The organism is Vibrio sp. Vb2880 (genome assembly GCF_033337975.1).
GTDB classification, from domain to species: domain Bacteria; phylum Pseudomonadota; class Gammaproteobacteria; order Enterobacterales; family Vibrionaceae; genus Vibrio; species Vibrio alginolyticus.
Map to the genome: position 1 here is coordinate 1 of NZ_JAWORT010000054.1, position 6,232 is coordinate 6,232.

General features: G+C 55.7%; 5 protein-coding genes and 2 pseudogenes. All 7 read left to right on the forward strand.

What is annotated here, in order from left to right; genetic code table 11:
• Positions 1 to 1,165, forward strand: a 1,165-nt coding sequence (locus R7M92_RS24605) for an IS91-like element ISVsa3 family transposase (protein ID WP_000320694.1), incomplete at its 5' end; no start/stop codon positions are given.
• Between the two features lie 345 nt (positions 1,166 to 1,510).
• Positions 1,511 to 2,023 (forward strand): dihydrofolate reductase, encoded by a 513-nt coding sequence (locus tag R7M92_RS24610; RefSeq protein WP_086371372.1) that lies wholly within the window; start codon positions 1,511 to 1,513, stop codon positions 2,021 to 2,023.
• Positions 2,024 to 2,105: 82 nt separating this feature from the next.
• A pseudogene (locus R7M92_RS25145) lies at positions 2,106 to 2,441 on the forward strand (toprim domain-containing protein); the annotation flags it as partial.
• A gap of 13 nt (positions 2,442 to 2,454) precedes the next feature.
• Positions 2,455 to 3,483: pseudogene (locus R7M92_RS24615) on the forward strand (IS91-like element ISVsa3 family transposase); the annotation flags it as partial.
• A 30-nt stretch (positions 3,484 to 3,513) separates the two neighbouring features.
• Entirely contained in the window at positions 3,514 to 4,398 is an 885-nt protein-coding gene (locus R7M92_RS24620) for a DUF3363 domain-containing protein (RefSeq protein WP_001447541.1), read from the forward strand.
• A 216-nt stretch (positions 4,399 to 4,614) separates the two neighbouring features.
• Positions 4,615 to 5,829 (forward strand): chloramphenicol/florfenicol efflux MFS transporter FloR, encoded by a 1,215-nt coding sequence (gene floR, locus R7M92_RS24625; protein WP_000214122.1) that lies wholly within the window; start codon positions 4,615 to 4,617, stop codon positions 5,827 to 5,829.
• 27 nt (positions 5,830 to 5,856) lie between these two features.
• Entirely contained in the window at positions 5,857 to 6,162 is a 306-nt protein-coding gene (locus tag R7M92_RS24630; protein WP_001255015.1) for a LysR family transcriptional regulator, read from the forward strand.
• The last annotated feature ends 70 nt before the right edge of the window (positions 6,163 to 6,232 follow it).

Sequence of the window (6,232 nt, forward strand, 5' to 3'; positions counted from 1 at the left end):
GGTTGATGAAGTACTGCCTGAACAACCCATGCGTCAGTGGGTGTTGAGCTTCCCGTTTCAGCTGCGTTTCCTGTTTGCCAGCCGGCCCGAGATCATGGGGTGGGTGCTGGGCATCGTTTACCGCGTCATTGCCACGCACCTGGTCAAGAAAGCGGGCCATACCCACCAAGTGGCCAAGACGGGCGCGGTCACCCTGATCCAGCGTTTTGGATCGGCGCTCAATCTGAATGTTCACTTCCACATGCTGTTTCTCGACGGTGTGTATGTCGAGCAATCCCACGGCTCAGCGCGTTTCCGCTGGGTCAAGGCGCCGACCAGCCCAGAGCTCACCCAGCTGACGCACACCATCGCCCACCGGGTGGGTCGCTATCTGGAACGGCAAGGCCTGCTGGAACGGGATGTCGAAAACAGCTATCTGGCCTCGGATGCGGTGGATGACGACCCGATGACACCCCTGCTGGGGCACTCGATCACTTACCGTATCGCTGTCGGTTCACAGGCGGGGCGAAAGGTGTTCACTTTGCAAACTCTGCCGACCAGTGGTGATCCGTTCGGTGACGGGATTGGCAAGGTAGCCGGGTCCAGCCTGCACGCCGGCGTGGCGGCCAGGGCCGATGAACGCAAGAAGCTCGAACGGCTGTGCCGGTACATCAGCCGCCCGGCGGTATCCGAGAAGCGGCTGTCGTTAACACGAGGCGGCAACGTGCGCTACCAGCTCAAGACGCCGTACCGGGACGGCACCACGCACGTCATTTTCGAACCATTGGATTTCATTGCAAGGCTGGCCGCCCTGGTACCGAAGCCCAGAGTCAACCTAACCCGCTTCCACGGGGTGTTCGCACCCAACAGTCGGCACCGGGCGTTGGTCACGCCGGCAAAACGGGGCAGGGGCAACAAGGTCAGGGTGGCTGATGAACCGGCAACACCAGCACAACGGCGAGCGTCGATGACATGGGCGCAACGGCTCAAGCGTGTTTTCAATATCGACATCGAGACCTGCAGCGGCTGCGGCGGCGCCATGAAAGTCATCGCCTGCATTGAAGACCCTATAGTGATCAAGCAGATCCTTGATCACCTGAAGCACAAAGCCGAAACCAGCGGGACCAGGGCGTTACCCGAAAGCCGGGCGCCACCGGCTGAGCTGCTCCTGGGTCTGTTTGACTGACGAGCCTGAAGGCCAACGATACCAATCAAAATGCTGCGTTCACAGCGCCGCGGCAGGGATCCGCCGTGCTGGTTGTCGGAAAAGGAGCCGCTAGTGGGAAAGAGGAGGGTAAATTTTCAGCGTTGCTGGCTCCCCGTCAGCCGGATTGGGTTGCATCGCAGGGGTGTCGAAAGAGTCAACTGCGGTCCAAAGCTGTTGGACTTGGGTGAAAAGGGCGTTTATTCTTCCTATACGTATGATTCAAACTGCAGATGAGTTACATTTGAAAGAAAAGGTGAAAAAACCAATTGAGAAATTATTGCATGTGCTTAATGCCTCAAATAAAAAATTAATTATTCAATACCGATCATTATGAAACTATCATTAATTGTTGCCATGGATAAAAATTTTGGCATTGGTAAAGACAACGATTTGTTATGGAAATTGCCGGCTGATATGAAATTCTTTAAAGAAACTTCAACAGGTCATGTAGTAATAACCGGACGTAAAAATTATGAATCTATTCCTGAGAAATTTAGACCCTTGCCAAATCGTGAAAATGCCGTTTTAACTCACCAAATCGGCTATCAAGCACCAGGAGCTCATGTCTTTTTTTCACTTACTGAATGTTTAGAGTTCTATAAAAATGAAACCGAAAGAACTGTTTTCATCATTGGTGGGGGACAAATTTATGCAGAAGTTATGCAGCGAAACATCCTTCAAGAAATGTATATCACACAAGTAGATGGAGTGTTTGACGCAGATACTTTTTTTCCTAAATTTTCTGAATCTGAGTGGAATAGTGAAACTGTACTGAAACAGGGTATTGATGAAAAACACGCTTTTGCTTTTGAAATAAAAAAATATACACGTAAATAACTCTAAAACTTACTGTTTTTGTTGAAATGTTTTGTATGTAACGGTTTCAAAACTTCAACGACCTTACTAACTTTGCCTCCTTATGATTTTATGTATAGCTGAAAAACCTTCTGTGGCAAAAGATATTGCCGAAGTAATTGGTGCAAAACAACGCAACAACGGCTTTTATGAAGGAAATGGCTATTGGGTAACCTGGACTTTTGGCCATCTGTGTACATTGAATGAACCCCATGATTACAAAGAAAATTGGAAATACTGGAAATTGGAAGATCTGCCAATTGTACCTAAAAAATTTGGCATTAAACTAATTGATAACGATGGAGTAAAAAGGCAATTTGCTGTTATTGAAAAATTGGTAGCATCTTGTTCTGAAGTCATCAATTGCGGGGATGCCGGGCAGGAAGGGGAGTTGATACAAAGATGGGTATTGGCACCTGGTCAAGAAAGCGGGCCATACCCACCAAGTGGCCAAGACGGGCGCGGTCACCCTGATCCAGCGTTTTGGATCGGCGCTCAATCTGAATGTTCACTTCCACATGCTGTTTCTCGACGGTGTGTATGTCGAGCAATCCCACGGCTCAGCGCGTTTCCGCTGGGTCAAGGCGCCGACCAGCCCAGAGCTCACCCAGCTGACGCACACCATCGCCCACCGGGTGGGTCGCTATCTGGAACGGCAAGGCCTGCTGGAACGGGATGTCGAAAACAGCTATCTGGCCTCGGATGCGGTGGATGACGACCCGATGACACCCCTGCTGGGGCACTCGATCACTTACCGTATCGCTGTCGGTTCACAGGCGGGGCGAAAGGTGTTCACTTTGCAAACTCTGCCGACCAGTGGTGATCCGTTCGGTGACGGGATTGGCAAGGTAGCCGGGTCCAGCCTGCACGCCGGCGTGGCGGCCAGGGCCGATGAACGCAAGAAGCTCGAACGGCTGTGCCGGTACATCAGCCGCCCGGCGGTATCCGAGAAGCGGCTGTCGTTAACACGAGGCGGCAACGTGCGCTACCAGCTCAAGACGCCGTACCGGGACGGCACCACGCACGTCATTTTCGAACCATTGGATTTCATTGCAAGGCTGGCCGCCCTGGTACCGAAGCCCAGAGTCAACCTAACCCGCTTCCACGGGGTGTTCGCACCCAACAGTCGGCACCGGGCGTTGGTCACGCCGGCAAAACGGGGCAGGGGCAACAAGGTCAGGGTGGCTGATGAACCGGCAACACCAGCACAACGGCGAGCGTCGATGACATGGGCGCAACGGCTCAAGCGTGTTTTCAATATCGACATCGAGACCTGCAGCGGCTGCGGCGGCGCCATGAAAGTCATCGCCTGCATTGAAGACCCTATAGTGATCAAGCAGATCCTTGATCACCTGAAGCACAAAGCCGAAACCAGCGGGACCAGGGCGTTACCCGAAAGCCGGGCGCCACCGGCTGAGCTGCTCCTGGGTCTGTTTGACTGACGAGCCTGAAGGCCAACGATACCAATCAAAATGCTGCGTTCACAGCGCCGCGGCAGGGATCCGCCGTGCTGGTTGTCGGAAAAGGAGCCGCTAGTGGGAAAGAGGAGGGTAAATTTTCAGCGTTGCTGGCTCCCCGTCAGCCGGATTGGGTTGCATCGCAGGGGTGTCGAAAGAGTCAACTGCGGTCCAAAGCTGTTGGACTTGGGTGAAAAGGGCGTTTATTCTTCCTATACGTGCCGCGTTCCAGGCGGCGACTATGAGGGCTATGTCGATGCCCATGTGCGCCGGCTGGAGGCGCTACGCCGGGCCGGTATCGTCGAGCGGATCGACGCCGACCAATGGCGCATCCCCGATGATCTGGTCAGCCGTGCCGCCGCCCATGACGCCGGCCGAGACAGTCAGGCCAGCGTTCGCGTCCTTTCCCCGGTCGATCTGAACAAACAGATCGGATCGGACGGCGCGACCTGGCTGGACCGGCGGCTGATCCACGGCGAGACGGCCGACCTTGCGCCAACCGGCTTCGGGCAACAAGTCCGCGAAGCCATGGACCAGCGCCGCGAGCACCATATCGAACAGGGCGACGCCACCCGCAGCCGGGACAGCCGCGTCTTCTACCGGCGCAACCTTCTCGCCATCCTGCGGGAGCGCGAGGTAGCCGGCGTCGGATCGGATATGGCTTTGAGTAAGGGCCTGCCGTTCCGCGCCGCCACGGACGGCGAGAGCGTCAGCGGCAAGTTTACCGGAACCGTGCATCTATCGAGCGGCAAGTTCGCCGTGGTCGAGAAATCCCATGAGTTCACCCTTGTCCCGTGGCGGCCGATCATCGACCGCCAACTCGGCCGCGAGGTTATGGGCATCGTGCAGGGCGGGTCGGTGTCGTGGCAGTTAGGGCGGCAGAGGGGGCTGGAACGCTGAGTGCGCCCATGCCGCATTGCGAAGCAAAAGATAATCGGATAAAATGTAGCAATTCATATTCGTAAGCGTGGAGTAATCAGATGGGAAATTCCAAGTCAGCAGACAAGTAAGCCGCAACAACCAGTATTGTTGTTGCGGCGCTCTGTAAGGCTAGTCTCATCTGATTGCTGACGAGCAGACGTCGCCCGGTATTCCTTAATCGAGGGTTGATTCGTCATGACCACCACACGCCCCGCGTGGGCCTATACGCTGCCGGCAGCACTGCTGCTGATGGCTCCTTTCGACATCCTCGCTTCACTGGCGATGGATATTTATCTCCCTGTCGTTCCAGCGATGCCCGGCATCCTGAACACGACGCCCGCTATGATCCAACTCACGTTGAGCCTCTATATGGTGATGCTCGGCGTGGGCCAGGTGATTTTTGGTCCGCTCTCAGACAGAATCGGGCGACGGCCAATTCTACTTGCGGGCGCAACGGCTTTCGTCATTGCGTCTCTGGGAGCAGCTTGGTCTTCAACTGCACCGGCCTTTGTCGCTTTCCGTCTACTTCAAGCAGTGGGCGCGTCGGCCATGCTGGTGGCGACGTTCGCGACGGTTCGCGACGTTTATGCCAACCGTCCTGAGGGTGTCGTCATCTACGGCCTTTTCAGTTCGATGCTGGCGTTCGTGCCTGCGCTCGGCCCTATCGCCGGAGTATTGATCGGCGAGTTCTTGGGATGGCAGGCGATATTCATTACTTTGGCTATACTGGCGATGCTCGCACTCCTAAATGCGGGTTTCAGGTGGCACGAAACCCGCCCTCTGGATCAAGTCAAGACGCGCCGATCTGTCTTGCCGATCTTCGCGAGTCCGGCTTTTTGGGTTTACACTGTCGGCTTTAGCGCCGGTATGGGCACCTACTTCGTCTTCTTCTCGACGGCTCCCCGTGTGCTCATAGGCCAAGCGGAATATTCCGAGATCGGATTCAGCTTTGCCTTCGCCACTGTCGCGCTTGTAATGATCGTGACAACCCGTTTCGCGAAGTCCTTTGTCGCCAGATGGGGCATCGCAGGATGCGTGGCGCGTGGGATGGCGTTGCTTGTTTGCGGAGCGGTCCTGTTGGGGATCGGCGAACTTTACGGCTCGCCGTCATTCCTCACCTTCATCCTACCGATGTGGGTTGTCGCGGTCGGTATTGTCTTCACGGTGTCCGTTACCGCGAACGGCGCTTTGGCAGAGTTCGACGACATCGCGGGATCAGCGGTCGCGTTCTACTTCTGCGTTCAAAGCCTGATAGTCAGCATTGTCGGGACATTGGCGGTGGCACTTTTAAACGGTGACACAGCGTGGCCCGTGATCTGTTACGCCACGGCGATGGCGGTACTGGTTTCGTTGGGGCTGGTGCTCCTTCGGCTCCGTGGGGCTGCCACCGAGAAGTCGCCAGTCGTCTAACCGACGACTGGTAGCAGGCCCGCTCCGATGCGGCGCACTAACCATCGAAACCTCGTGAATGTCGGTATCCTGTCTGGCAGGATACCGCTCATTTCCCTTGTTCAGTTCATCGCCGTCGCCGAGCATCTGAATTTTCGGCATGCGGCCAAGGCACTTGGTATCAGCCAGTCGAGCGTCAGCGCGCGTGTGAAAGCGCTGGAGGATAACCTTGGTGTCCTGCTATTTGAGCGCCATGCGCGGGGCGTTCGGCTAACAGACGCAGGCAGGCACTTCATGGAGCGTGTCACGGCGGGTGTCGATCAACTCGATCACGCAGTGAAGACCGCGGAGTGACGGGCACTGGCTGGCAATGTCTAGCAACGGCAGGCATTTCGGCTGAGGGTAAAAGAACTTTCCGCTAAGC

Excerpts from the sequence above, each read along its gene's own strand:
- R7M92_RS24620 (WP_001447541.1), top strand. The coding sequence starts at position 3,514 with ATGCTGCGTTCACAGCGCCGCGGCAGGGATCCGCCGTGCTGGTTGTCG.
- R7M92_RS24630 (WP_001255015.1), top strand. The coding sequence starts at position 5,857 with ATGCGGCGCACTAACCATCGAAACCTCGTGAATGTCGGTATCCTGTCT.
- floR (WP_000214122.1), top strand. The coding sequence starts at position 4,615 with ATGACCACCACACGCCCCGCGTGGGCCTATACGCTGCCGGCAGCACTG.